Source organism: Pseudomonas sichuanensis, from assembly GCF_024749065.1.
Taxonomy (GTDB): Bacteria; Pseudomonadota; Gammaproteobacteria; order Pseudomonadales; family Pseudomonadaceae; genus Aquipseudomonas; species Aquipseudomonas sichuanensis.
In genome coordinates this window covers 5,689,834-5,716,119 of the sequence record NZ_CP087185.1, presented here as the reverse complement: position 1 = coordinate 5,716,119, position 26,286 = coordinate 5,689,834, and the positions used below count along the sequence as shown (strand labels likewise).

The following is a 26,286-nucleotide window of genomic DNA, read 5'->3' as shown; positions in this document are numbered from 1 at the left end:
GTGGCTGCGTCGGGGTCGGTCGCGAATGTCCGGGTGTCACAAAACGGGTCTAGGGTTGAGCGGCCACGTCTTTGGGAGAACTGCACATGATGTCTGCGCCGAAACTGCTCGCCGGCGGGTTGGCCCTGTTGCTCAGTGCCAGCAGCTGGGCGGCCACCGAGCTCAAGCACTGGCCCGCCGAGGCGGCCAGCAAGCTGGACGCGATGATCGCCGCCAATGCCAACAAGGGTAACTACGCGGTGTTCGACATGGACAACACCAGCTACCGCTTCGACCTCGAAGAGTCGCTGTTGCCGTACATGGAGAACAAGGGCCTGCTGACCCGCGACAAGCTCGACCCCTCGCTCAAGCTGATCCCGTTCAAGGACACCGCCGAGCACAAGGAGAGCCTGTTCAGCTACTACTACCGCCTGTGCGAAATCGACGACATGGTCTGCTACCCGTGGGTGGCCCAGGTGTTCTCGGGCTTCACCCTCAAGGAGCTGAAGCAGCAGGTCGACGCGTTGATGGCCTCGGGCAAGCCGATCCCCAGCACCTATTACGAAGGGGATCAGGTCAAGAACATCGAGGTGCAGCCGCCCAAGGTCTTCACTGGCCAGGCCGAGCTGTACAACAAGCTGATGGAGAACGGCATCGAGGTGTACGTGATCTCGGCGGCGTCGGAAGAGCTGGTGCGCATGGTCGCCGCCGATCCCAAGTACGGCTACAACGTCAAACCCGAGAACGTGATCGGCGTCAGCCTGCTGCTCAAGGACCGCGCCACGGGCCAGCTGACCACCGCGCGCAAGCAGATCAGCGCCGGGCACTATGACCCCAAGGCCAACGAAGGCCTGGAACTGACTCCGTACCTGTGGACCCCGGCGACCTGGATGGCCGGCAAGCAGGCAGCGATCCTGACTTATATCGACGAATGGAAGAAACCGGTGCTGGTGGGTGGCGACACGCCGACCAGCGATGGCTACATGCAGTTCCACAGCGTCGATGTGAGCAAGGGCGGCATCCACCTGTGGATCAACCGCAAGGCCAAGTACATGGACCAGTTGAACGGCATGATCGCCAAGCATGCGGCGGCCCAGGCCAAGGAGGGGCTGCCGGTGACGGCGGACAAGAACTGGGTGATCGTGACGCCGGAGCAGATTCAGTAACAGGCATAAAAAACCGGCGCACCAGGCGCCGGTTTTTTATGCCATCAAAGCCTCACAGCCCTTCAAGCATCGCCTTGTTACGCACCGCACCCTTGTCGGCACTGGTGGCCAGCAGGGCGTAGGCCTTCAGCGCGGTGGTCACCTTGCGTGGGCGTACTTCGGCCGGCTTCCAGCCTTTCTTGTCCTGCTCGACGCGACGCGCGGCCAGCTCTTCGTCGCTGACCAGCAGGTTGATCGAACGGTTGGGGATGTCGATCAGCACTTTGTCGCCGTCGCGCACCAGGCCGATGGCACCGCCTGCGGCGGCTTCCGGCGAGGCGTGGCCGATCGACAGGCCCGAAGTGCCGCCAGAGAAGCGGCCGTCGGTAAGCAGGGCGCAGGCTTTGCCCAGGCCTTTGGATTTCAGGTACGAGGTCGGGTAGAGCATCTCTTGCATGCCCGGGCCGCCTTTCGGGCCTTCGTAGCGGATGATGACGATGTCACCGGCCTGCACTTCGTCGGCAAGGATGCCGCGCACGGCGCTGTCCTGGCTTTCGAAGATCTTCGCGTTGCCTTCGAACACATGGATCGACTCATCCACGCCGGCGGTCTTCACCACGCAGCCGTCCAGGGCGATGTTGCCGTACAGCACGGCCAGGCCGCCTTCTTGCGAGTAGGCGTGCTCGAAGCTGCGGATGCAGCCGTTTTCGCGGTCGTCGTCGAGGGTTTCCCAACGGGTCGACTGGCTGAAAGCGGTCTGCGTCGGGATGCCGGCCGGGCCTGCCTTGAAGAAGGTGTGCACGGCTTCGTCATCGGTCTGGGTGATGTCCCACTTGGCGATGGCTTCTTCCATGCTGGCGCTGTGCACGGTCGGCAGGTCGGTGTGCAGCAGGCCGCCACGGGCCAGCGAGCCGAGGATGCTGAAGATGCCGCCGGCGCGGTGCACGTCTTCCATGTGGTACTTCTGGATGTTCGGCGCCACCTTGCACAGCTGCGGCACCTTGCGCGACAGGCGATCGATGTCGCGCAGGTCGAAGTCCACCTCGCCTTCCTGGGCCGCGGCCAGCAGGTGCAGGATGGTGTTGGTCGAACCGCCCATGGCGATGTCGAGCATCATGGCGTTCTCGAACGCCTTGAAGTTGGCGATGCTGCGTGGCAGGACCGAGGTGTCGTTGTCGCCGTAGTAGCGTTTGCACAGTTCGACGATGGTGCGGCCAGCGGTGAGGAACAGCTGCTCGCGGTCCGAGTGGGTGGCCAGGGTCGAGCCGTTGCCCGGCAGGGCGAGACCCAGGGCTTCGGTCAGGCAGTTCATCGAGTTGGCGGTGAACATGCCGGAGCACGAACCGCAGGTCGGGCAGGCGCTGCGCTCGTACTCGGCGACTTTCTCGTCGGAGGCGCTGGAGTCGGCGGCGATGACCATGGCGTCGACCAGGTCCAGGCCGTGGCTGGCCAGCTTGGTCTTGCCGGCTTCCATCGGGCCGCCGGAGACGAAGATCACCGGGATGTTCAGGCGCAGGGCGGCCATCAGCATGCCGGGGGTGATCTTGTCGCAGTTGGAGATGCAGACGATGGCGTCGGCGCAGTGGGCGTTGACCATGTACTCGACGGCGTCGGCGATGATCTCGCGGCTGGGCAGCGAGTACAGCATGCCGTCGTGGCCCATGGCGATGCCGTCATCGACAGCGATGGTGTTGAACTCTTTGGCCACGCCACCGGCGCGTTCGATCTCGCGGGCGACCAGCTGGCCCAGGTCCTTCAGGTGCACGTGCCCTGGGACGAACTGGGTGAACGAGTTGGCGATGGCGATGATCGGTTTCTTGAAATCGTCGTCCTTCATCCCGGTGGCGCGCCACAGGGCGCGGGCGCCGGCCATGTTGCGGCCGTGGGTGGAGGTCTTGGAACGGTAATCAGGCATGGAGCGCTCCTGGCGGCTAAATCACATCACGTAAATAGGGAGTGAGCTTCTCTTGTCCTGATACGCCGAAGGCCGGTTGCCGCTGGCAAGGATGGGGGCCGAAGACCGCGCGGGATCGCCGCAGGCTCGACCAGAGCTCATAAACCCGCCGGGGATGACTGGCGATGAATAGGCCCGATTCTACACCGCCGCGCCTGCGAGGGAATGCCGTTGTGATAATTGGCAGTCGGCCCAGCCCGCACGTTAAAGCCTTTGGCATAGGTTGCGCAGGGTTCGGTAGACTGGCGCGCTTTATACCCCTCTGGCCAAAAGGATTTGCCATGCCGGCGCCTGCTCGCTCGTTGTTGTATTACGTTGTCATCGGCCTGCTTCAGGGCCTGGTATTGCTTGCCGCCGTGCTGGGGCGCGGTGAAGTGCTCGGCTTCGGCCTGTCGGTCGCGGTCTGTGTCGCTGTGGCGGTGGCGGGCCTCAACCTGCAGTTGCTCGGCAGCGCTGTGCGCCAGCGCGGCACGGGCTGGCTGGTACTGGGCCTGACCTTGTTGATCAGCGGGATCAGCGCCTGGGTGTTCGCCGCCGAGCCCAGCGGCTGGCTGCAGATGACCTGGTGCCTGGCGGCGGTGGTGCTGGGCTATATCGGCACCGCGTTCATCCTTGCCTGGCCGACCGGCGAAGGGCTGCGGCTGCGCTACGAAGACCTGTTCCGGCATGCCTGGAACAATGTGTTCATCCTGTTCCTGGCGCAGATGCTGACCGGCCTGTTCTGGCAGCTGCTGTGGCTGTGCGCGCTGCTGTTCAGCATGCTGGGCATCCCGCAGGTGAAGGAGGCGGTGGAGTCGCCGGTGTTCCTCTGGCTGGTGCTGCCGGTGGTGTTCTCCCTGGGAATGCGCATGGGCCGGGAGAACGAAAAAGTAATCGGCCTGCTGCGTGGCATCCTGCTGACCCTGTGCCGCTTCCTGTTGCCGCTCGGTGCATTGATTACCGTGCTGTTCACCCTGACGCTGCCGTTCACCGGGCTGCAGCCGGTGTGGGACACAGGCTATTCGACGACCCTGTTGCTGATGCTGGCGATCATCAACCTGTTCCTGGTCAATGGTGTGTTCCAGGAGGGGCATCAGGGCAGCGTCTATCCCGTTGCGCTCAAACGCCTGGTAAACGCCAGCCTGCTGTGCCTGCCGGTACTGGTGGGCCTGGCGGCTTACGCCAGCTGGATGCGCATCGATCAGTACGGGCTGACACCGTCGCGCATCATGGCGCTGTTGCTGGTGGGGGTGATGCTGGCCCACGGCCTGGCGGCGGCCTGGGCGGTGCTGGCGTCGCGTCAGGGCTGGCTGAGCAGCCTGCGGGTGAGCAACCCGTGGATCGCCCTGTTCAGCGCGGCGCTGGTGGTGCTGTTCTATACGCCGTTGCTCGCGCCACAGGCGCTGAGTGCGAAAAACCAGGTCGAGCGCCTGATCAGTGGGCGTACGCCGGTCAGCGAGTTCGATGCGCGAAACCTGTACCACGACTTGGGCCAGCCGGGGCGTGACGCCTTCGAGCAGCTTGAAAAACGGCTGCAAACAGATGAGTTGTTCGATGCTTCAGGGCGCGCGCAACTGCTGGCGACGCTGGAGGAAGTGCGACGCCCGGCAGTGGCCGAGGAGCGCGGGCCAAAGCTGGAGTGGCTGGGGCCGGTGCAGTCCAGCACTGAAGCCTTGGCTGACTCGACCCTGGCCGAAAGCCAGTGCGGCGGTAAGGGCTGCTACCTGTGGGCGGTCGACCTGGATGGCGACGGCCACAACGAAGTGTTGATGATTCCGCGGCACACTTATGCATCGCGCCTGTTCGTGCTCACCTGGGAAAACCGGGAATGGCAGGAGGTGGGGAGTCTGAGCGGCAACATGGACAACCTGGATGGGGTGGTCAAGGGCATTCGCGAAGGGGTGGTGAAGCTGGTCACGCCGCGCTACAAGACCTTGAGCATCGACGGGCAGGAGCTGATGCAGGACTTCAGGCGGTAACAGGGGTAGCAGCGCGGTCCCATGCTGTCAGGCCACCGGGTAACTATCTAACGCCTGGTCGTTCGCCTGCTTGATAGCGTGGCCGCACTACTCATAGTCCAGGGAGGACACCCCATGGGACCTTTGCGCTGCCTTGCCGGGCTGCTCTGCTGCCTGGCCAGCTCGGCCTTCGCTCACCTCGACGATGTCTACTCCCACGATGCCCACGATCCATTCACCGACAAGCACGCGTGGATGAGCATGATCCGTGACGATGTGCGGCTGAGCGAAATGGCACTTCCGGGCACCCACGATTCGGCGACCTTCGATGTCAGCCTGTTTCCGATCGTCACGGACATCGTCAGCACCCAGACCCTCGATTTCGACGAGCAGCTGCGCTACGGCATCCGTGTGCTCGATCTACGCATCCGGCAAACGGGAGATGCATTGGCCTTGCACCATGGCCCGGTCTATCTCGACAAGATGTTCGGCAGCGCGCTTGAGTCGATTCGACGCTTTCTCGAGGCCAATCCCAGCGAAACCGTGTTATTTCGCATCAAGCAGGAACATACCTCCGACAGCAATGTGACCCTGAGTCTGGCGCAGGTCTTCGCGCAGTACATGGCGCAGTTCTCGGCCATCTACCTGAAGGCGCCGGGTGCCGGTGTCACGCTGGGCGAGGCGCGAGGGAAATTCGTCGTGCTGTCCAATATCGCCGAGCTCAACAACCAAGGGCTCGACTATGCCAGTTTCGACATCCAGGATGATTCAACCCTGAAAACCAACTGGGACCTGCACGAGAAGTACCTCAAGGTCCGGCGCCAGCTGCACCGGGCTGCCGCGGGCAGCCCGGATACGTTCTATGTGAACTACCTGTCGGGCAGTGTCGGTTCGTTTCCCTACTTCGTTGCCAGCGGCCATGTCAGCCCGGGGACGGATGCCGCGCGGTTGTCCACCGGGCTGATCGCGCTGGGGGAAGTCGACTGGTACCCGTTCTTTCCCCGGACAACCTGTGCCATGCGGGTCTGCTCGATATCCTTCGAGGGCACCAACACCCTGGCCCGCGACGATATCAAGGACATGAACGGCCCAGGGCCGACGCAAAGGACGGTCGGCATCATCATGGCCGACTTCCCGGGCGAGTCGTTGATTGCCAACATCATCGCCAACAATCACCACCCGACCCACGACTTGGGGCGCTGAGTACGAACCCGTGCGAATTGGTGAGGCCGACTTCAAGAGAGAAGATCAGGGCGTTGACCGATTGCCAAAAGACGCCAGATGGCGTCGATGAGCGTCCGTTAGAGCGGCGTGCTTACCGGCATTTCCACATTCGTCATGCCGGAGCTGTAAGTAGTCGTGCCTCTGCGCACCAGTGTGATCACTCGGTAACTAAACAAGTAGAAAAGCGTATCTTTCGGCAAACGAAACTTAAGTTTACCTGTCGATTGCTCTATAGCGCCTTGTGCGATAGCACTGATACTCGAGGTCGGCTTAAAGGCCAGAAGAAAAGCTTCATCGCCTTGTTCGAACGGGTCGCCGGGCGTTGTGTAAAATTCGTATTGCCCGTCGCCCTCTTCGACCAAGGCCATGACTACGGTCGGGTACCTGCCATAGCTCAAAACGTGTGTAGGCATCGGTGGCTCCAGGCGCTTCGGGCATTCGAAGTGAATAGCCGGAGAGTTAAGCACAGCACCACCGCGCACGACTTGGTAAACGATATGGACATTGCCTCCATCGGCGCGACTGGATGTCTCATTACCAATACGGACTTCAATAGGGCTGCTTGTGTCACTGACAGGGATGTCCATGACTTTGCTCGCGTCCAGCAGAGGGCAGGCCAGGAACAGGCGGATGGTGTCGGAGACTGCCATCCCGGGGAAAACGGGGATCTTGATGGTATAACCGTTTTCCACGGCATCCCTGGGAAGCAAGCCGCCAATCACAGCATCGACGACAGGATGGTACAGCGCGGCCTCGAACTGGTAGGTCGTCTCGTCAGATGGACCGACGGGGAGTTCGAGACTCTGATAGTACAGTTTGACGCGCTGCCCATGCATTCCTATGAGTTTTTCAGCAGGGAAGAAGCACTCGATGTCATTGCCAAGGTTTTTCACGTCGATGCCGGCGCTGAATTCGCCTAGCACAATGTGAAAGCGATAGCCAATTTCAAACAATTCAGACCATGGAATGATGACCGTGACGCCCACTTGCAATGCAGCCAAGGACACGACGCCTTCGCTGTCTGCTTCCTTGATTCTTGCCGGCTGAAGCTTATTTTGATGAGTGGCCATAACCGTTGCCCTTCATAAGAGAGTGAAGTTGACGGCTCTATTGGAGGGCAGTTGACTGGCGTTGGATACTGGCAAAAATGCTAGTTCGGTACGCGGGGCTGGCGAGCAGTTGGCGAGCATGGATATGGCCTCGGCTATTGCGCGAGGCCACAAACGACGAGCTTCATGGGGCCGCAAGGCGTCAGCCCCAAGCGGCGTCAGCTGTTGGGCAGCAGCCGGCAGGTAATGCTCTTGATGTAGCGGGTCTCGCTGATCGCCGGGTGCACCGGGTGGTCCGGGCCCTGGCCGCCGCGCTCGAGCAGTTGCAGGTTGCGGTCCAGGTGGCGGGCGCTGGTCAGCAGGATGTTGTTCAGGTCGTCCTCGGGCAGGTGCATCGAGCACGAGGCGCTGACCAGGATGCCGTCCTTGTTGAGCATGCGCATGGCCTGTTCGTTGAGGCGGCGGTAGGCGGCCTCGCCGTTCTTCAGGTCTTTCTTGCGCTTGATGAAGGCGGGCGGGTCGGCAACGATTACGTCGAAGCGCTCTTCGGCGGCTTTGAGCTCGCGCAGGGCTTCGAATACATCGCCTTCGATGCAGGTCACTTTCTCGCTGATGCCGTTCAGTGCGGCATTGCGCTCGACGCCGTCGAGGGCAAAGCCCGAGGCGTCCACGCAGAACACTTCGCTGGCGCCAAATGCGCCGGCCTGCACGCCCCAGCCACCGATGTAGCTGAACAGGTCGAGTACGCGCTTGCCTTTGACGTAGGGCGCCAGGCGCGCGCGGTTCATGCGGTGGTCGTAGAACCAGCCGGTCTTCTGCCCTTCACGTACCGGGGCTTCGAACTTGACGCCGTTCTCTTCCAGGGCGACCCAGTCCGGCACTTCGCCGTAGACGGTGTCGACGTAGCGCTCGAGGCCTTCGGCGTCACGGGCGGCGGAGTCGTTCTTGAACAGGATGCCGCTGGGCTTGAGCACCTGGATCAGGGCGGCGATCACTTCGTCCTTGTGCGCTTCCATGGTGGCCGAGGCCAGTTGCACCACGAGGATGTCGAAGAAACGGTCGACCACCAGGCCCGGCAGCAGGTCGGAGTCGCCGTAGACCAGGCGGTAGCACGGCTTGTCGAACAGCCGCTCGCGCAGCGACAGGGCCACGTTCAGGCGGTGCACCAGCAGCGACTTGTCCAGCGGCAGCTTGGCGTCGCGCGACAGCAGGCGGGCGCAGATCAGGTTGTTCGGGCTCATGGCCACCACGCCCAGCGGCTTGCCGTTGGCGGCTTCGAGGATGGCCTGCTGGCCGGCCTTCAGGCCCTGCAGCGGGGTGGCGGCAACGTCGACTTCATTGCTGTAGACCCACAGGTGGCCGGCGCGCAGGCGGCGGTCGGCATTGGCTTTGAGACGAAGGCTGGGCAGGGACATGACGTCGCTCCGGGAAAAAAGAGCGGGAGTATACCGTGTCGGCCCAGGGTTCGGTGTGGGGCGCGACCAAGTGGTGGCCTCATCGCCGGCAAGCCGGCTCCCACAGTGGGAGCCGGCTTGCCGGCGATGAGGCCCGTGCAGGCAATGACTAAAGAAATTCCTGAACCCAACGATCCACTAATTGGTGCCCTGCCGGCGTACAGGGTTAGAATCCCCCGTCCCCAGCGAGTGTGCACTTATGTCCCAGGAACTTACCGCCGAACAGATCCAGCAAGCCTTGCAAGGCATCACCATTCCGCCGCAGCCGCAGATCATGGTCGACCTGCAGTTCGAGCAGTACATGCCCGACCCGGACCTGGAGACCATTGCCAAGCTGATTTCCCAGGACCCTGGCCTTGCCGGCGCCCTGCTCAAGCTGGTCAATTCGGCGCAGTTCGGCCTGTCGAACAAGATCGGTTCGATCCAGCGCGCCGTGAACCTGCTGGGCAGCCGCTCGATCATCAACCTGATCAACGCCCAGTCGATCAAGGGCGAGATGAGCGACGAGACCATCGTCACCCTCAACCCGTTCTGGGACACCGCCCAGGACGTGGCCATGACCTGCCTTACCCTGGCCAAGCGCACCGGTATCCAGGCGGCGGACGAGGCCTACACCCTGGGCCTGTTCCACGACTGCGGCGTGCCGTTGATGCACAAGCGCTTCCCCAACTACATGGAAGTGCTGGAAGAGTCCTACGCCAAGGCCAATGACGAAGTCCGCGTGGTGGACACCGAGAACCGCGTGTTCAACACCAACCACTCGGTGGTCGGCTACTTCACCGCCAAGTCGTGGCGCCTGCCGGAGCACATCAGCGCCGCCATCGCCAACCACCACAACGCCCTGGCGGTGTTCCGCGACGAGTCCTCGCGCAATGCCCAGACCCAGCTGAAGAACCTGCTGGCAGTGCTGAAGATGTCCGAGCACATCTGCGCCTCGTACCGTGTGCTGGGCAATCAGAGTGTCGACCACGAGTGGAACATGGTTGGCCCGCTGGTGCTGGAATACATCGGGCTGTCGGAGTACGACTTCGAGCAGCTCAAGCAGGACATCCGCGAACTGGGCGGGCGCTGAACCATGCCGGAATTGCCAGAGGTCGAAACCACCCGGCGCGGAATCGCGCCGCACTTGGTGGGCCAGCGGGTCAGCCGTGTGGTGGTGCGTGACCGGCGCCTGCGCTGGCCGATCCCGGAAGACCTCGACGTGCGCCTGTCGGGGCAGCGCATCGTCAGCGTCGAGCGCCGCGCCAAGTACTTGTTGATCAACGCCGAGGTGGGCACGCTGATCAGCCACCTGGGCATGTCGGGCAACTTGCGCCTGGTCGAACTGGGCCTGCCGGCAGCCAAGCATGAGCATGTGGACATCGAGCTGGAGTCGGGGCTGATGCTGCGCTACACCGACCCACGGCGCTTCGGCGCCATGCTCTGGAGCCTCGACCCGCTCAATCACGAACTGCTGCTGCGCCTGGGCCCGGAGCCCTTGACCGACCTGTTCGATGGCGAGCGGCTGTTCCAGCTTTCCCGTGGCCGCTCGATGGCGGTCAAGCCGTTCATCATGGACAACGCGGTGGTGGTCGGGGTGGGCAACATCTATGCGACCGAAGCGTTGTTCGCCGCCGGCATCGACCCGCGCCGCGAGGCGGGCGGGATTTCCCGGGCGCGCTATCTGCGGCTGGCGATCGAGATCAAGCGGGTGCTGGCGGCGGCGATCGAGCAAGGCGGCACGACCTTGCGCGACTTTATCGGTGGTGACGGGCAGCCGGGGTATTTCCAGCAGGAGTTGTTCGTTTACGGGCGCGGTGGGCAGCCGTGCAAGGTGTGCGGCACCGAGTTGCGCGAAGTGAAGCTGGGGCAGCGGGCGAGCGTGTTCTGCCCGAAATGCCAGCGCTGACCTCTGGAGGGGCCGCTGCGCGGCCCTATCGCTGGCAAGCCAGCTCCCACAGGTTACCGCGTAACCCTCTGTGGGAGCCGGCTTGCCGGCGATAGGGCCGGATCAGTCGACTACCGCCGCCTGCCCTACACCCCTGGGATCACTGGCTGCCTCGACAGTCCCGCCAGCCTTGTCCCAATACAGCACCTGCTGGTTGCCGTAGTTACGCCCCACATCCTTCAACCGATACCCGCGCGCCTGCAGCTCGGCTTTTTGTGCGTCGCTGAACGTCCCCGGCTCATGCTCCAGCACATCCGGCAGGTACTGGTGGTGGTAGCGCGGCGTCGCCGGCCACTCGGCCACCGGTCGGCCTTCCAGGAACCCCAGCACCGACAGCAGCACCATGCTGGGTATCCGGCTGCCGCCGGGCGTGCCGAAGCTGGCGAACTGGCTTGGGCTTTCGATGAAGGTCGGGCTCATGCTCGACAGCGGCCGCTTGCCCGCCGCCACGGCATTGGCCTGGCTGCCAGCCAGGCCGTAGCTGTTGCTGCCGCTGGGGTCGGCGGCGAAATCGTCCATCTCGTTGTTCAGCACCACGCCCGTGCCGGGCACGCTGAACGCCGCGCCGAACGGCAGGTTGACCGACAGTGTGGCGGACACCGCGTTGCCGTCGGCGTCGATCACCGCGAAGTGGGTGGTGTGGTCGCCTTCCCGCCAGGCTGGTGACGGCGGCAGGGCGCTGCTGGGGGTGGCCTGGCGCACGTCGATGCTGTCGGCCAGGCCAGTGAGGTAGTGGCGCGCCAGCAGGCGATTGACGGGGTTGGCGACGTAGTCCGGGTCGCCCAGCAGGCCACGGTCGCGATACGCCCGGCGCAGCACCTCGATCACATAGTGGCTGCGCTGTACCGGCTCGGCGCTCTGCCAGGGCAGGCGCTGGAGCATCGCCAGGCTCTGGGCCAGGGCCACGCCGCCGGCGGACGGCGGCGGGCTACTGATCAGTTCGCGCTGTTCGGCCAGTCGATAGCGCAGCGGCTCGCGCCAGGCGGTGTGGTAACCGGCCAGGTCCTCGAGGCTCCAGAGGCCCCCGGCCTGACGTACGCCATCGACCAGGCGCTGCGCGGTGGGGCCACGGTAGAAGCCGTCGCGGCCATGCTCGGCGAGGGTTTGCAGGGTGGCGGCCAGCTCCGGCTGGCGGATCACCGTGCCCAGGGCCGGTACGTCATTGGCGCTGAGGAACAGCCGGGCGCTTTCGGGGTCGTCACGCAGCGCCGCCAGGCGCATGGTGGCACGGTCGCGGTAGATGCGGTCGACGGCAAAGCCCTGGTTGGCCAGGCGGATTGCCGGGGCCAGGCTGTCCTTGAGCGGCAGGTTGCCGTGGCTGGCGGCGAGGTCGGCCAGGGCCTGGGGCAGGCCGGGGATGGCCGCCGCCAGCGGGCCGTTGATCGACAGGCCGGGCTGGACCTTGCCGTCCTTGAGGTACATGTCTGCGCGGGCGGCGGCAGGTGCGCGCTCACGGGCGTCGAGGAAGGCGTAGCGTGGGGTGGCCGCTTGTTCGCGCAGCAGGAAGAAACCACCGCCGCCAAGGCCCGAGCCGTAGGGCTCGACCACTGCCAGTGCGGCACCGATGGCCACGGCGGCATCGAAGGCGTTGCCGCCCTGTTCGAGCACCTGCCGGGCGGCGGCGGTGGCTTCGGCATGCGGGCTGGCGATGGCGGCGCGGCTCGGGCCGTCGGCCTGGGCTGCCGTGGCCAGCAGCGCCAGGGCGGCGCCAAGCGCGGCGCGGCGTATCGCGGCGACGAACGGCATCAGGCCTTGCCGGTGATCCGGCGGTATTTGGCCATCAGCTCGTCTTCGGTTTCCGGGTGGGCTTCATCCAGCGGGATGCAGTCGACCGGGCAGACTTGCTGGCATTGCGGCTCGTCGTAGTGGCCAACGCACTGGGTGCACAGGTTCGGGTCGATCACGTAGATCTCCTCGCCTTGCGAGATGGCAGCGTTCGGGCACTCGGGTTCGCAGACGTCGCAGTTGATGCAATCGTCGGTGATGATCAGGGACATGGGGACTCCGGCCGGGGCGTCGGGCCCGGGCATGTTTCAATGCGATAGGCGCAATTGTGCCGGATTCGCGCCCGCAGTGCACGCGGGCGCGTCAGCGGGACGCGCCCCGGGCACACAGGTTACTTGCGAAAGCGCTCGGTCAGCGCGTCGGCCACCGCCGGGTGAACGAACTTGGTGATATCACCGCCCAACGCGGCGATTTCCCGGACCAGCGTCGAGGAAATGAACGAATAACGCTCGGAAGGCGTGAGGAACAGGCTCTCGACGTCCGGCGCCAGCTGGCGGTTCATGTTGGCCAGCTGGAACTCGTATTCGAAATCCGAGACCGCGCGCAGGCCACGCAGGAACACGTTGGCGTTCTGCTCCTTGGCGAAATGCGCCAGCAGCGAGGAGAAGCCGATGACTTCGACATTGGGCAGGTGCTTGGTGACCTCGCGGGCCAGCTCCACCCGTTGCTCCAGCGGGAACAGTGGGTTTTTCTTCGGGCTGGCGGCCACCGCGATGATCACGTGATCGAACAGCCGCGAGGCACGCTCGACCAGGTCGCCATGGCCTTTGGTAATGGGGTCGAAAGTACCCGGGTACAACACTCGGTTCATCGCGTCATCCTGGCTGGAGTGCGTTGGGGAGTCGGATGGTAGCGCAGCGATTGCGCCCGGCCAAGTCGCGCGGCCGGCTGATGGCACTATAGACAGGGCGTGCAGGGCCTGTCATGCCCCCTGTGCCAGGCGCCCGACCAGTGCTTCGCTGAGCCGCGCAGCCAGGGCGTACACCGACAGTTGCGGGTTGGCGCCGATGCTGGTGGGGAACAGCGAGCCGTCGTGGATCGACAGGTTTTCCAGCTGATGATGCCGGCCCAGGCTGTCGCATACCGCCTGGCGCGGGTCTTCACCCAGGGCGCAGCCGCCCATGACGTGGGCGCTGCCCAGGCGCATGCGGAACAGTTCCAGGGGCAGGCCGTCGATCATCGCGGCCGCTTGCGCGGGGTTGTCGACGTAGCGGGCATCGCCATGCACGGGCATCACCTGGCGGGCCCCGGCGGCGAACTGGATCTGCGCCATGCTGTGCCAGGCTCGGCGCAGCCCGTCGCGCAGGTAGTCGGTGACGGGGTAGTCGAGTACCGGCGAGCCATCGCCGCGCAGTTCCACCTGGCCGCCCGGGCTGTCCGGGTGGAAACCGTCGCGCAGCAGCGCCAGCATCACATGGGTGTGCGGCAGCTCGGCCATGCGCAGGGCGTTGTCCTGGCCATGGCCCCCGAGCAGGGTGCTGGCCAGGGCCGGGTGCAGTGGCGGCACCTCGAGTTTGTAGCCGATCGGCCCGTCGACGCCGCCCTGCCATTGGAACTGGTCGCTGTAGATCGACTGCGGCGCGCCATAGTACGGGTCGATCCTGTCGGCGAACTGCGCGGCGCTGAAGTTGACCAGGTGCAGGAAGGTGCGCTTGCCCAGGCGCTGGTGCGGGTCGGGGGCCTCGGAGCGCAGCAGCAGGGCCGGGCTGTTGATGCCGCCACCGGCCAGCACGTAATGGCGGGCGCGCACCTGGATCTGCCGGCCGGTCGGGTGTACGCCGCGGGCATCCAGGGCCTGGCACAGCAGGTGGTCGATCCGTTGGCCGTCATGGCTGAAGCGCTCGGCGCGGGCCAGGTAGAGCAGCGTGCCGCCCTTTTCCAGCAGGGCCGGGATGCTGGTAACCAGCATCGACTGCTTGGCATTGACCGGGCAGCCCATGCCGCAGTAACCCAGGTTCCAGCAGCCGCGCACGTTGCGCGGGATCACCGCCCAGCGGTGGCCAAGTACCTCGCAACCGCGGCGCAGCACGTCGTTGTTGGCGTTGGGTGGCAGCGCCCAGGGGGTGATGCCCAGGCGCTGCTCCATGCGTTCGAACCAGGGCGCCAGGGTGGCGCTGTCCAGGCCTTTGACGGCGTGCTCCCGGGCCCAGTGTTCCAGGGTTTGCGGCGGGGTGCGAAAGCTCGAGGTCCAGTTGACCAGGGTGGTGCCGCCTACCGCGCGGCCCTGAAGGATGGTGATGGCGCCCTCTTTGCTCAGCCGGCCCAGGCCTTCCTGGTAGAGCTCGGCGTAGGCTTCGTGCTCCAGCAGGCGGAAGTCGCTGCTGGTCTTCAGTGGCCCTTCCTCGATCAGCAGCACGTTCAGGCCGGCGGCACTCAGCGCCTCGGCCGTGGTGGCGCCGCCGGCGCCGCTGCCGATCACGGCGACGTCGGTTTCGAAGGTCAGGTCCTGCTCCAGGCGCGAGGCATCGTGGGTGATCCAGCCTCGTTCGAGGCCTTGGCGAAACGGGTCGGGGACGGGCATGGCGTGGCCTTTGTTGTTGTGTTGGGTGCTGCTGGGGCCGCGAAGCGGCACCGGCAGCCTTGTAAAGCTCAAATTTTCGGTGGCCCCGGATAGCCACACGCAGCCCAGGCTTCCGGCCGCTCATACCAAGCCATCGACAACAGTTGCAGCAACGACGCATGCCCCTGGCGCAGCAGGTTCAGCGAACTACCGCCCCAGCGTGCGAGAAAGGCCTCCACAGCAGTGTTGCTGGCCTCGTTCCAACTGCCCCAGATGCCGGTCAGCGGCCCCCGGGTCAGCGGCAGGCTGAGCACGTCGAACAACTGCCGGGTGAGCTTGAGCATGGCCGGCGACAGCGCCGCCAGCTTGCCGTCGAGGCTGTGCAGCACCAGCGTTTCAGTGGCCTGGGTGCCGGCCAGCACCACGGGGATCAGGGCCCGCAACAGCGGCAGGTCATCATCGCGCAGCACCTGGTAATCCGCTGAAGGCGCTTGTTTCGAGCAGCCGATCAGGCTGGCGGTGCCGAGGAACACGCTGGCGCCCAGGCTGAACCTGAGCAGGTCGCGACGGTGCATGCGCAGCCTTCCTCGCTCAACGGATGAACAGTTTGTAGACCAGGCGCTGCAAGGCCTTGCCATAGGGCGGGTAAATCAACCGGGCAGCGTTCAGGCGCTGCTTGGCCAGTACCCCTTTGGCTTTGCTGAACGTCTGGAAGCCTTCATGGCCGTGGTAGTGCCCCATGCCGGAGGGGCCGACACCGCCGAATGGCAGGTCGTCCTGGGCCACGTGCAGCAGGGTGTCGTTGAGGCACACGCCGCCGGAATGGGTGTCGCGCAGCACCCGGACTTGCTGGCCACGGTCGTAACCGAAGTAGTACAGCGCCAACGGGCGCGGGCGCTGGTTGATGTAGGCCAACGCCTGGTCCAGGTGGTCGTAAGGCACCAGCGGCAGCAAGGGCCCGAAGATCTCGTCCTGCATCACCTGCATGCTGTCGTTCACCTCCAGCACCAGGTGCGGCGGCAGGCGGCGGCCCTGGCGCGGTTCGTCGGGGTAGAGGTCGCGCACTTGCGCGCCTTGCGCGCGGGCATCGGCCAGCAGGCGCTCCAGGCGCTCAAGCTGGCGCGGGTTGATGATCGCGCTGTAGTCGGGGTTGTCGGCGATGCGCGGGTAGAGCCTGTGCACCGCGCGTTGGTAGGCATCGGCAAAGGCATCCAGGCGTTCGCGTGGCACCAGCACGTAGTCGGGGGCGACACAGGTTTGCCCGGCGTTGAGGGTCTTGCCGAAGGCGATGCGCTCTGCGGCGGTATCCAGCGGTACATCCGCCGAGACGATGGCGGGCGATTTACCGCCCAGTTCGAGGGTGACCGGGGTGAGGTTGTGCGCTGCCGCCAGCATCACCTGCCGGCCGATGCTGGTGGCGCCGGTGAACAGCAGGTGGTCGAAGGGCAGGCGGGCGAAGGCCTGGCCGACTTCCACCTCGCCCAGCACCACGCTGACCAGGTCGCTGGGGAACACCCGTTCCAGCAGCGCCTTGAGTAGCAACCCTGTGGCCGGCGTGGCTTCGCTGAGCTTGAGCATGACCCGGTTGCCGGCCGCCAAGGCGCAGGTCAGGGGCCCGATGGCAAGGAACAGCGGGTAGTTCCACGGCACGATGATCCCCACCACGCCCAGCGGCTGGTACTGCACTTTGGCGCTGGCGGGCTGGAAGGCCAGGCCGACGCGCCGGCGCGACGGGCGCATCCAGCGTTGCAGGTGGCGTTCGGCATGGCGCAGGCCTTGCACTGAGGGCATCAGCTCGGCGAGCAGGGTCTCGTCGCGGCTGCGCCCGGCAAAGTCGCTGTCGATGGCCGCGATCAGGGCCTCCTGTTCACGTAGCAGTGCTTCGCGCAGGCTTTTCAGCCACTGCCGGCGCTGTGCCGCCGGTGGCATGGGGTTGCCGGCGAATGCCTGGCGCTGGTCGGCGAACATCGCCTCGAGCGTGCTGTCGCAAGTAACAGGGGGTGAGGTGATGATCGAGGTCATGGCGCAGGCACCCGTGGGAAAGAGTGAGTAGAGCCTATACTCTAATTCCTGCCAGGGTGAGTGATTTATCTGCCAGATCAGCGGACATTTGCGCTGCTGTGCCCTGACGCCACGGGGCGATAGCCCGTAAGATGCCCCATCATTTGAACGCACGGAGACTGGAGCTGAGCATGGCCCCGCGCATGAAGACCCGAGAACGCATCGTGCAGAACAGCCTGGAGCTGTTCAACCAGCAGGGCGAGCGCAGCGTCAGCACCAACCACATTGCCGCGCACATGGAGATATCGCCCGGCAACCTGTATTACCACTTCCCCAACAAGCAGGCGATCATCGCCGTGCTGTTCAGCCAGTACGAAGAGCTGGTCGACAGTTTCCTGCGCCCGCCCCAGGGCCGCGTCGCCACGGTTGAGGACAAACGCTTCTACCTCAAGGCACTGCTGGCGGCGATGTGGAACTACCGCTTCCTGCATCGTGACCTTGAACACCTGCTCGAAAGCGACCCGGATCTGGCCGCCCGCTACCGGCGCTTTTCGCAGCGCTGCCTGCAGCAGGGCCAGGCGATCTACCGTGGCTTCGTCGAGGCCGGCATCCTGGCCATGGATGCCGCGCAGATCGAATCGCTGACCATCAATGCCTGGATCGTGTTGACCTCGTGGGTGCGATTTCTCAGCACCACCCGCGAACATTCCGCGCACTTGGGTGAAGAAGCCTTCAAGCGCGGCGTCTATCAGGTGCTGGTGCTGGAGTTGGGCTTCGTCACGCCCGGCTCGCGCGCCGTTGTGGACACCTTGTGCGACGAATTCCATGTACCGTTCAACCAGGCCCTGGAGCACTGAACCAGCGCCTTCGAGCCCTTCATCAGGAGACTGTCATGCCCCTTGCGCAATTGATCACCCCGCAGCAGCTGGCCGAGCAACTGGACGCGCCCGGCCTGGTGATCCTCGACTGCCGCTTTGCCCTGGAAGATGTCGATTACGGCCAACGCAGCTATGCCCAGGGGCATATCGCCGGGGCGCATTTCGCCGACCTTGAGCGTGACCTGAGCGGGCCGGTGGTCAAGGGCCGCACCGGCCGCCACCCGTTGCCGGATCCGCAGCGGCTGGTCGAGCGCCTGCGTGAGTGGGGTGTGGACGATGACAGCCGGGTGGTGCTGTACGACGACGGCCCTGGTGCGTTCGCCGCCCGCGCCTGGTGGTTGCTGGCCTGGCTCGGCAAGCGCGAATCGGTGTACCTGCTCGATGGCGGCCTCAAGGCCTGGCACGCAGCGCATCTGCCGCTGAGCCTGGATCCGCCGGTCAAGCGTGAAGGCCAGTTCAGCGGCGAGCCGGACATGAAGCTGCTGATTGATGCCGGGCATCTGCTCAAGCGTCTGGGCGAGCCAGCGCTCACGCTGATCGATGCGCGCGCCTTGCCGCGTTTTCGCGGCGAAGTGGAGCCGATCGACCCGGTGGCCGGGCATATTCCGGGCGCCCAGTGCGCGGCGTTCACCGATAACCTTGGTGCTGACGGGCGCTTCCTGCCGGCCGAGCAGCTCAAGCAGCGATTTGCCCAGAAGCTGGAGGGGCGCTCGCCGGAGCAACTGGTGGCCTATTGCGGGTCTGGGGTGACGGCCTGCCACAACCTGTTCGCCCTGGCCCTGGCCGGGTACCCGCTGGGGCGCTTGTATGCCGGGTCGTGGAGCGAGTGGATCAATGATCCGCAGCGTGGGGTCGCGACTGGCGATTGATTGATGTATTCATCGCGGGGCAAGCCCGCTCCCACGCCAGCACCAAACTGCGTGGGAGCGGGCTTGCCCCGCGATGAGGTCTTATCTCCCTTCCACCAGCCACTGCGGAATCCGCCGCTCCAGGTAGTACCCCGGGTTGCGCAGGCTGCCGTCGACGAACCCCACATGCCCACCGCGGCTGTGCAGCTCGAAATGCGTCTGCGGCGCCAGCTCGCTGGCGCTCGGTAAGCTGTGGTCGAACACGAACGGGTCGTCGCTGGAGTGGATGATCAGCGTCGGCGTGCGGTTTTCGCCCAGGTAGTAGCGGCTGGAGGCGCGCCGGTAATAGTCGTGGGCATCGTTGAAACCGTTGAGTGGCGCGGTCACCTTGCCGTCGAAATCCCAGAAGGTACGCAGGTTGCGCAGCGAGCCCAGGCGTTCGATCTCGGCCAGGCCTTGATGGTGCCCCTTGTCGCGAAAGTGCCGCTGCTTGTCCTGCACGTAAGCGAGCATCTCGCGCATGAAGTGTGCCTGGTAGACCTTGGAGAACCCCAGGCCGATGCGATCGGCGCACTGGTCCAGGCGAAACGGCACCGATACCGCCACCGCCGCCTCCAGCTGGCTGGCCGAACCGCTTTCTCCCAGATACTTGAGCAGCACATTGCCCCCCAGCGAGTAACCGACCGCATACAGCGGTGCCAGGGGCCTGCGGGCTCGCAGGTGGCGGATGGTTTCGGCGAGGTCTTCGCTGGCGCCGGAATGGTAGCTGCGCGCCAGCAGGTTGGGTTCCCCCGAGCAGCCGCGCCAGTTGAGCGCCACGCTGGCCCAGCCGCGCGCTTGCAGCGCCTGCTGCAGGCCCTTGACGTAAGGCGAGTTGGAAGAGCCGGTCAGCCCATGCAGCACCAGCACCAGCGGCGCATCGGCCTGGTGCGGGCCGTGCCAGTCGAGGTCGAGGAAGTCACCGTCGGCCAGCCACAGGCGCTTGCGTTCACGGGGGAGTTCGGGGAGCTTGCGCCACAGCGGGCCCCACAGGGTCTGCAGGTGCGGATTGGCCAGGCCGGTGGCCGGGCGGAACGTGGCGGTGAGGCTGGGCATGCTGGGCGACTCGTGATGTGCCCGACTAGATTGCCATGAAACACCGCCACTGTAATTGCGCTATTGGTCGATTGCGGTCAAGGCTGGCAGGGCTCTCTGCCCGGTGCGCGGGCCGATGCTGAGGCACACGCAGCGCTCGACGGCCAGCAAGCGCCTGGCCGCAGCCTGCACGGCTGCTGGGGTCAGTTGGGCAAGCTGTCGCAGGTAGACGGCATGGTGGTCTGCGGTAACCGTATCGGCGCCAAGGTCGGCCAGCTCCTTTGCCAGCGCCTTGTTGTCGGAAAATGAGCGGAGCAGGCCACCTCCCAGCTGATTGATGGCAAGTTCCAGCTCGTCCTGGCTTGGTCCCTGCTCGATGAAGCACTGGATGACCTGCTTCACCAGCTCCACAGAGGCATCAAGGTAGGCGGGGTCGATGTCCCAACTGATATACAGGAAGGTGGCCGCCCGGTAAGTGCGCAGATGGCTGTCGACACTGTAGGTCAGGTTGCGGCGCTCACGCAGTTCGGCAACCAGGCGCGACTCGTAGCCGGCGCCGAGTAGCTCGTGGGTCACGACCATGGCCGTGTACTCGGCGTCAGAGCGCTTCACGTCGAGGGGCAGGGCCAGGGTCACCTCGCAATTGCTGCCTGTTTGCTCCAGGTGGACGGCGATGGCCTCGTCCAGTGGGATTGCGGGTTGCGGTGGCGGGAGCGCGGGGTGGTTGCCTGGCAGTGCCTGGGTCAGCGTGTCGAGCATTTGCCTGGCCTCTGTCAGGCTCAGGTCGCCCACCAGTGTGATTTCCAGATTTGCGGCGGTATAGGCGCGTTGATGGAATGCCCTGACCTTGTCCACGTCGATACCGGCGACGCTGACGCTGGTGCCTGAGTAGTCGCGGCCATAGGCATGCTGCGGGAACAGGCAGCTGAGCATCTCCACGTCGATGCGTTGCGCGGGGCTGCTTTCGCGCCGCTGCAGGTACCGCAGCGCACGTGCCTGGATGCCGGAATATGCGGCTGCTTCCAGAGCTGGCCGGGCAACCATCGCGGTGAACAGTTCGAGCGCCGCTTCGCGCAACGGCGCCGCGCAGTGAGCGCTCAGGCCAATTCGCGCATGGTCGTGGCTGATGTCTCGTTGCACGCTTGCGCCAATGCCGCTGAGCCTTGCTGCAAAGCCCTGGGCGTCCAGGCTTTCGATGCCTTGATCGAGCGCATACAGCGTAAGCGCCGCAAGGCCCGGGGTGTCGCCGTCCTGGCAAGCGCCAGCGTTGAAGCGCAGGCGCAGTTCGAACAGTGGTGAGCCCTGCCTGGCGATGAAGGCCACGCGGCTGCCATTGGCAGTGTTCCAGGTTTGGACTGACTGGGCCGGAGCAAGCAGGTGGCGGGTGTCGATGCTGGCAGCCGACTGCAGCGTGGAGAAATCAGCCGCTGCAAGACGGCCGGCAAGATCCGCGCAGGTCAATGACGGGAGTTCGCTTTCTTCGGTTGCAGTGCCCGGCGGTGCGAGCATGTGGGTAACCGCCATGCGCTCGTCGGCCAGGAACCGCTGTGCGGCCAACTGGATATCTTCAGCCGTGAGTGCGATCAGTGCCTGCAGGACCTGGTCATGCACCTCGGGCTTCAATCCGCTGAGGGCATACGCAGCGATGGATTCGGCCTGTTTTTGCGCTGTATCCCTGGCCTTGAGCTGATCGGTCAGCAGCCGGAACTTGAGTGCGTCGAGTGTCTGAGCCCTGGGCGGCGTCTGTCGGACTGCATCGAGGATGTGCCGTATCTGCTCGATGGCCTGTTGTGGCGTGCCCTTGTCGGGGTTGCTGTAGGCATACAGCGTCAGCAATGTGTCTGCGCGGGTCAGGTGGTCATAGAAGGCTTCGATGACTGTGAGCACTTGCCGATCACGGACCAGGCTGGCGTACAGCATCGAATCGGCACCATTGGCCAACAGTTCCGGCAGCAGCATCAAGGCCGCTGCCGTGGTGGTCGATTCGGCAGTCGCAAGGCTCGGTACATTGAAGGACAGATAAAGGCCATCGCGCAGCCCAGGCTGTGTGATGGCTTGCTCACGTGTCTGGTGGGCAACCGTCAGCTGCGGAACGGGCAATTCAGGCAGAGCTGCCGCACCCCAAGGGCCGAAGTAGCGCTCGACCCAGCCCTGCAAGCGCGCCCGGTCGACGTTGCCAACCACTATCAGCGTCGCATTGTTGGGGTGGTACCAGGTGCGGTACCAGGTACGTACGGTGTCGGGCTTCATGTAGTGAAGGTCCACGACATCACCGAAACTGGGCGCGGCGTAGGGGCTGCTGCCGTGGGCCAGGCGCTTATGGTGTTCGAACGCCTGTTGTTCGGGGTCGTTGTCGAATTTGAGTCGGCGTTCATCGTTGATGGCCTTGACGGCCCGCTCGAAGCCGTCCGCTGTGAGGCTGGCGTTGGCCATGGTGTCACCCAGGATCTCCAGTGCGACTTCCAGGCGCGCAGCCGGCAGTGTCACTTCGTAGAGGGTGCCGTCATCCTGGGTCGAGGCATTGGCCACGCCACCCAGTCGGCCGATGACTCGCGAAAACTGCCCGGGTGCGAGCTTGGCGCTACCCTCGAACAGCATGTGTTCGAGCAGGTGGGCCAGGTTGGTATGCCCCAAGGGGTCGTGGCTGGCGCCGACGTGATAGCAGAGTTGGACACAGGCCAGGGGGCTGCGCGGGTCTTCTTGCAGATAAACGTTCAAGCCATTGCCAAGAACGAAATGTTGCAGCGGCGGATTTGCTGCAGGGATCAGCGAAGAAAGGCTGACTGTCGGGGGGAGGGCCATGCTCGAAGTGCTCCGTCACGAGTGATGAGCGGAGCAGCTTCGGGCACTTCTGCCGGTGGGCGGTGTTACTTAAATCTTGCTGCGTTGCCAGAGCGCGTAATGCACCTGGCCAGTCTTTTTCTCGCGGTGCAGGCGCCAGTTGCCGGGCATCGGCAGGCTTGACGGCGCCGCCTCGCTTTCGGTGTAGATCCACGCCTGCTCGCGCAGCCACTGGCCCTGCTCCAGCAGGTTGCAGGTGTTGGCCAGCAGGTCCTGGTGGAAGGGCGGGTCGAGGAACACCAGGTCGAACTGCTGCTTGGCCGGGCCTTGCAGATAGCGCAGGGCGTCGGTTTGCAGGATTTGCCCGCGCGGGCAGCGCAGCAGTTCGAGGTTGTGCTTGAGGTTGGCGATGGCGGCCGGGTTGCTGTCCAGCGCCACGGCGTCTTGCGCACCGCGGGACAGGGCTTCGAGCACCAGCGCGCCGCTGCCGGTGAAGGCATCCAGCACGCGGGCGCCCTCGATGTACGGCGCCAGCCAGTTGAACAGGGTTTCGCGCACGCGGTCCGGGGTGGGGCGCAGGCCGTCGCCTTCGGGGACGGCCAGGCGGCGGCTGCGCCACTCGCCGGCAATGATGCGCAACTGGCCGGGGCCTTTGCTGGCGCCAGGGGCGCTGCGCGCGGGGGTGTTGGGGCGTGCCATTAATGCTCCGGTACGCCGAGCGGTCGCTCGGCGGGTTTGTCAGTGGGGGCCGGCAGCGGCTGCTGTGCCACCTTCGGGCCGACGGTGACGATCACCAGCTTGTCCGCCGCCAGGTGCTTGTTCATGGCGGCCTTGACCTGTTCGACGGTCAGCGCCTGGGACTGCTGCATGAAGTCTTCCAGCCAGCTCAGCGGCAGGTTGTAGAAGCCGATCGCGCCCAACTGGCCGACGATACTGGCGTTGCTGGCATTGGACAGCGGGAAGCTGCCGGCCAGTTCGCGCTTGGCGTCGTCCAGTTCCTGTTGCGTCGGGCCGCTCTTGAGGTAGTCGGCCAGCAGGTCCTGGACCAGCTTGAGCGTGCCTTCGCTGAGCTCGGCACGGGTCTGCAGGTTGATCATGAACGGGCCGCGTACCTGCATCGGGCTGAACACCGAGTACACCCCGTAGGTCAGGCCGCGCTTTTCGCGCACTTCGCTCATCAGCCGGGTACCAAAGGCGCCGCCGCCGAGGATCTGGTTGCCCAGCGACAGTGCGGGCCAGTCCGGGTCGTTACGGTCGATGCCAAGTTCGGCCAGCATCAGGTGGGTCTGCTTGGACGCAAAGTCGATGTGGGTCATGCCTGGCTTGGGTTCAACCGGCTGCTCGGGCTTGGCCAGGGCCGGGCCCTTGGGCAGGCCGGCGGAAACCTGGGCGGCGATGGCCTCGGCTTCGCTGCGGCTGAGGTCGCCGACCAGCGCGATCACCGCGTTGCCGGCGGCATAGGCCTTGGCGTGGAAGGCGCGCAGCTGATCGAGGGTGATGGCGGTGACCGTCTGGGCCGTGCCGTCGCTGGGGTGAGCGTAGGGGTGGCTGCCGTACAGGTTGGCGAACAGGGTCTTGGCGGCGATCTTGCCGGGGTTCTGCTTTTCATACTCGAAGCCGGCCAGCATCTGGTTCCTGATGCGCTTGAGGGCGTCATCGGGGAAGGTCGGCTTGCCTACTACCTCGGTGAACAGCTTGAGTGCCGGGTCGCGCTTGTCGGCGGCGCTGAGGCTGCGCAGCGAGGCCACGGCCATGTCGCGGTAGGAGCCATTGCCAAAGTCTGCGCCCAGGCCCTCGAAGCCTTCGGCGATGGCGGTGACGTCCTTGCCGGCCACACCCTCGTTGAGCATGGCGTTGGTCAGCGTCGCTACACCTGGCGTCGTGCCGTCCTGGCTGCTGCCGGCGGCGAAGGTCAGGCGCAGGTCGAACATCGGCAGCTCACGGGCTTCGACGAACAATACGCGGGTGCCTTCGGCGGTGGTCCAGTGCTGGATGTTCAACTGACGGCGGCTGGGTGCCTTGCCGTCCAGATCGGCCAGCGATTGCAGCGAGTTGGCCGGGCGGGCCGCGGTAGCGGGCTGGCTGGCGCTGTCGGACTGGGCCGGGCGGGCCAGCAGCAGGGCGATGGCCACCACCAGCACGATGATGCCAAGGCCCAGCAGGGTGTAGCGGGGTGCGCTGCGGTCACTCATGAGCGGACTCCTCGGGCAGTACATGGGCAACGCTCAGGCGTTCGCGGGTGAAGTAGGCGCGGGCAGCGGCCTGGATGTCTTGCGGGGTCACGCGCTTGAGATCGTCGAGTTCGCTGTCGATCAGTTTCCAGGACAGGCCGACGGTCTCCAGCTGGCCGATGGTGGTGGCCTGGCTGCTGATCGAGTCACGGTCGTAGACCAAGCCGGCGATCACCTGGGCGCGCACGCGCTCGAGCTCTTCGGCGGTGGGTGGGGTGGTCTTGAGTTCGTCGAGCAATTGCCAGACGCCTTTCTCGACCTCGGCCAGGGTCTTTTGCTTCTGCACGTTGGGGGTGGCCGAGATCAGGAACAGGCTGTCGCCCCGGGTGAAGGCGTTGTAGCTGGACGAGGCACCGGCCACCAGCTCCTGGCCGCGCTCCAGGCGCGCCGGCATGCGGGCGCTGTAGCCGCCGTCGAGCAGCGCGGAGATCAGCCGCAGCGCGTTGACCGTGCGCGGGTCCTTGGCGGTGGCCAGGGCCGGCACGTTGAAGCCGTAGATCAGGCTCGGCAACTGCGTCTGCACGTGCAGGGTCAGCTTGCGCAGGCCGGGTTCGGCCAACTCCAGCGGCAGCTTGCTGGGGGGCACGGCGCGCTTGGGGATGGGGCCGAAGTATTTTTGTGCGAGGGTTTTCACCTCGTCGGGAGTGACGTCGCCGACGACCACCAGGGTGGCGTTGTTCGGCGCGTACCAGGATTCGTACCAGTGGCGCAGCTCTTCGACCTTCATGCGTTCGAGGTCGGCCATCCAGCCGATGGTCGGGGTGTGGTAGCCGCTGGCCGGGTAGGCCATGGCACGGAACAGCTCGAAGGCTTTGGAGTTGGGCTGATCGTCGGTGCGCAGGCGGCGCTCTTCCTTGATCACCTCGATCTCGCGGCTGAACTCGTCGGCTGGCAGACGCAGGCTGGCCAGGCGGTCGGCTTCCAGTTCGAAGGCCACCGGCAGGCGGTCGCGGGCCAGCACCTGGTAATAGGCGGTGTAGTCGTCGCTGGTAAAGGCATTCTCTTCGGCGCCCAGGTCACGCAGGATGCGCGATGCTTCGCCAGGGCCGAGCTTGGCGCTGCCCTTGAACATCATGTGCTCCAGGGCGTGGGACAGGCCTGTCTGGCCTGGGGTTTCGTAGCTGGAACCGACTTTGTACCAGATCTGCGAAACCACCACCGGGGCACGGTGGTCCTCGCGTACGACCACTTTCAGGCCGTTGTCGAGGATGAATTCATGGGTGGGTTGCACATCGGCGGCGAAGGCCGCAAGCGGCAGGCACAGCGTGCCGAGCAACAGGCCAGCGGCGCGGCGGGCTAGAGCATTCATACGGTGTTTAACCTGTTCTGCGGCCCGCTTGGGTTTAGCGTCGGCGGGCCAGGAGGTGCTAGGATACTGATCCGGTTGCCTGGCGACCATGCCTGTCGCCGTTCTGGCCCGCAGGCCCTAAAGACAAAACGTTGCGCATGAACCAGTCGGTTACAAAATAGTCTGTTCTGCGTGACTCAAGAATTCCCGATGCGCCACTGCTGGCGCATC

General features: G+C 65.0%; 21 protein-coding genes. 7 read left to right on the top strand and 14 right to left on the bottom strand.

Going from position 1 to position 26,286, the window contains the following annotated elements:
• Positions 1-89: 89 nt before the first annotated feature.
• Complete coding sequence (locus tag LOY51_RS25660; RefSeq protein ID WP_190306096.1) at positions 90-1,145, top strand: HAD family hydrolase; 1,056 nt, start codon at positions 90-92, stop codon at positions 1,143-1,145.
• Positions 1,146-1,197: 52 nt separating this feature from the next.
• On the opposite strand, the gene ilvD is transcribed toward LOY51_RS25660, so the two are convergent.
• Positions 1,198-3,039 carry a dihydroxy-acid dehydratase gene (ilvD, locus tag LOY51_RS25655; RefSeq protein WP_125860940.1) on the bottom strand — a complete coding sequence of 614 codons (1,842 nt, stop codon included), beginning with the start codon at positions 3,037-3,039 and terminating at the stop codon, positions 1,198-1,200.
• A 320-nt stretch (positions 3,040-3,359) separates the two neighbouring features.
• Between ilvD and LOY51_RS25650 the strand changes: the two genes are divergently transcribed.
• A complete protein-coding gene (locus tag LOY51_RS25650; protein WP_125860938.1) occupies positions 3,360-5,036 on the top strand; it encodes a DUF4153 domain-containing protein in 1,677 nt (558 codons plus the stop codon).
• 114 nt (positions 5,037-5,150) lie between these two features.
• The gene (locus LOY51_RS25645) at positions 5,151-6,218 is read left to right on the top strand and encodes a phosphatidylinositol-specific phospholipase C (RefSeq protein WP_258643617.1); all 1,068 of its coding nucleotides are present in this window, start codon (positions 5,151-5,153) and stop codon (positions 6,216-6,218) included.
• A 98-nt stretch (positions 6,219-6,316) separates the two neighbouring features.
• On the opposite strand, the gene LOY51_RS25640 is transcribed toward LOY51_RS25645, so the two are convergent.
• Both LOY51_RS25640 and LOY51_RS25635 read right to left on the bottom strand, forming a co-directional pair.
• Positions 6,317-7,309 carry a hypothetical protein gene (locus tag LOY51_RS25640; RefSeq protein ID WP_125860934.1) on the bottom strand — a complete coding sequence of 331 codons (993 nt, stop codon included), beginning with the start codon at positions 7,307-7,309 and terminating at the stop codon, positions 6,317-6,319.
• Positions 7,310-7,506: 197 nt separating this feature from the next.
• A complete protein-coding gene (locus tag LOY51_RS25635) occupies positions 7,507-8,703 on the bottom strand; it encodes a class I SAM-dependent rRNA methyltransferase (protein ID WP_110992134.1) in 1,197 nt (398 codons plus the stop codon).
• A 292-nt stretch (positions 8,704-8,995) separates the two neighbouring features.
• On the opposite strand from LOY51_RS25635, the gene LOY51_RS25630 reads away from it, so the two are divergent.
• The gene (locus tag LOY51_RS25630; protein ID WP_178125763.1) at positions 8,996-9,814 is read left to right on the top strand and encodes an HDOD domain-containing protein; all 819 of its coding nucleotides are present in this window, start codon (positions 8,996-8,998) and stop codon (positions 9,812-9,814) included.
• A 3-nt stretch (positions 9,815-9,817) separates the two neighbouring features.
• Positions 9,818-10,630 (top strand): bifunctional DNA-formamidopyrimidine glycosylase/DNA-(apurinic or apyrimidinic site) lyase, encoded by an 813-nt coding sequence (mutM, locus tag LOY51_RS25625; RefSeq protein WP_125860930.1) that lies wholly within the window; start codon positions 9,818-9,820, stop codon positions 10,628-10,630.
• 102 nt (positions 10,631-10,732) lie between these two features.
• Here the strand turns inward: mutM and ggt are convergent, their stop codons facing one another.
• The 6 genes from ggt to LOY51_RS25595 form a co-directional block, all read right to left on the bottom strand.
• The gene (gene ggt / locus LOY51_RS25620) at positions 10,733-12,415 is read right to left on the bottom strand and encodes a gamma-glutamyltransferase (RefSeq protein ID WP_125860928.1); all 1,683 of its coding nucleotides are present in this window, start codon (positions 12,413-12,415) and stop codon (positions 10,733-10,735) included.
• Positions 12,415-12,666, bottom strand: coding sequence for a YfhL family 4Fe-4S dicluster ferredoxin (locus LOY51_RS25615; protein ID WP_011531711.1), 252 nt, complete (start codon positions 12,664-12,666; stop codon positions 12,415-12,417). The genes ggt and LOY51_RS25615 overlap by 1 nt, the downstream gene beginning before the upstream one ends.
• Positions 12,667-12,785: 119 nt before the next feature.
• Positions 12,786-13,265 (bottom strand): pantetheine-phosphate adenylyltransferase, encoded by a 480-nt coding sequence (gene coaD, locus LOY51_RS25610; protein WP_110996032.1) that lies wholly within the window; start codon positions 13,263-13,265, stop codon positions 12,786-12,788.
• Between the two features lie 111 nt (positions 13,266-13,376).
• Positions 13,377-14,975: a GMC family oxidoreductase gene (locus tag LOY51_RS25605; protein WP_258643613.1), complete on the bottom strand. Its 1,599-nt coding sequence runs from the start codon at positions 14,973-14,975 to the stop codon at positions 13,377-13,379.
• 68 nt (positions 14,976-15,043) lie between these two features.
• Positions 15,044-15,529: a twin-arginine translocation pathway signal protein gene (locus tag LOY51_RS25600; RefSeq protein ID WP_125465943.1), complete on the bottom strand. Its 486-nt coding sequence runs from the start codon at positions 15,527-15,529 to the stop codon at positions 15,044-15,046.
• A gap of 16 nt (positions 15,530-15,545) precedes the next feature.
• A complete protein-coding gene (locus LOY51_RS25595) occupies positions 15,546-16,976 on the bottom strand; it encodes a coniferyl aldehyde dehydrogenase (protein ID WP_258643611.1) in 1,431 nt (476 codons plus the stop codon).
• A 170-nt stretch (positions 16,977-17,146) separates the two neighbouring features.
• On the opposite strand from LOY51_RS25595, the gene LOY51_RS25590 reads away from it, so the two are divergent.
• Positions 17,147-17,812 carry a TetR/AcrR family transcriptional regulator gene (locus LOY51_RS25590; protein ID WP_125860922.1) on the top strand — a complete coding sequence of 222 codons (666 nt, stop codon included), beginning with the start codon at positions 17,147-17,149 and terminating at the stop codon, positions 17,810-17,812.
• Positions 17,813-17,847: 35 nt separating this feature from the next.
• Positions 17,848-18,702 (top strand): sulfurtransferase, encoded by an 855-nt coding sequence (locus LOY51_RS25585; protein ID WP_125860920.1) that lies wholly within the window; start codon positions 17,848-17,850, stop codon positions 18,700-18,702.
• Positions 18,703-18,783: 81 nt separating this feature from the next.
• On the opposite strand, the gene LOY51_RS25580 is transcribed toward LOY51_RS25585, so the two are convergent.
• From LOY51_RS25580 to LOY51_RS25560, 5 genes are all read right to left on the bottom strand, one after another.
• Complete coding sequence (locus tag LOY51_RS25580; protein WP_258643609.1) at positions 18,784-19,776, bottom strand: hydrolase; 993 nt, start codon at positions 19,774-19,776, stop codon at positions 18,784-18,786.
• A gap of 60 nt (positions 19,777-19,836) precedes the next feature.
• Positions 19,837-22,557, bottom strand: a complete 2,721-nt coding sequence (locus tag LOY51_RS25575; protein ID WP_190306024.1) for a M16 family metallopeptidase — start codon at positions 22,555-22,557, stop codon at positions 19,837-19,839.
• Between the two features lie 69 nt (positions 22,558-22,626).
• Complete coding sequence (gene rsmD, locus LOY51_RS25570; RefSeq protein ID WP_125860916.1) at positions 22,627-23,235, bottom strand: 16S rRNA (guanine(966)-N(2))-methyltransferase RsmD; 609 nt, start codon at positions 23,233-23,235, stop codon at positions 22,627-22,629.
• Positions 23,235-24,728 carry a M16 family metallopeptidase gene (locus LOY51_RS25565; protein WP_125860914.1) on the bottom strand — a complete coding sequence of 498 codons (1,494 nt, stop codon included), beginning with the start codon at positions 24,726-24,728 and terminating at the stop codon, positions 23,235-23,237. Before LOY51_RS25565 ends, rsmD begins: the two co-directional genes overlap by 1 nt.
• Entirely contained in the window at positions 24,721-26,076 is a 1,356-nt protein-coding gene (locus LOY51_RS25560; RefSeq protein ID WP_258643606.1) for a M16 family metallopeptidase, read from the bottom strand. Before LOY51_RS25560 ends, LOY51_RS25565 begins: the two co-directional genes overlap by 8 nt.
• Between the last annotated feature and the right edge of the window lie 210 nt (positions 26,077-26,286).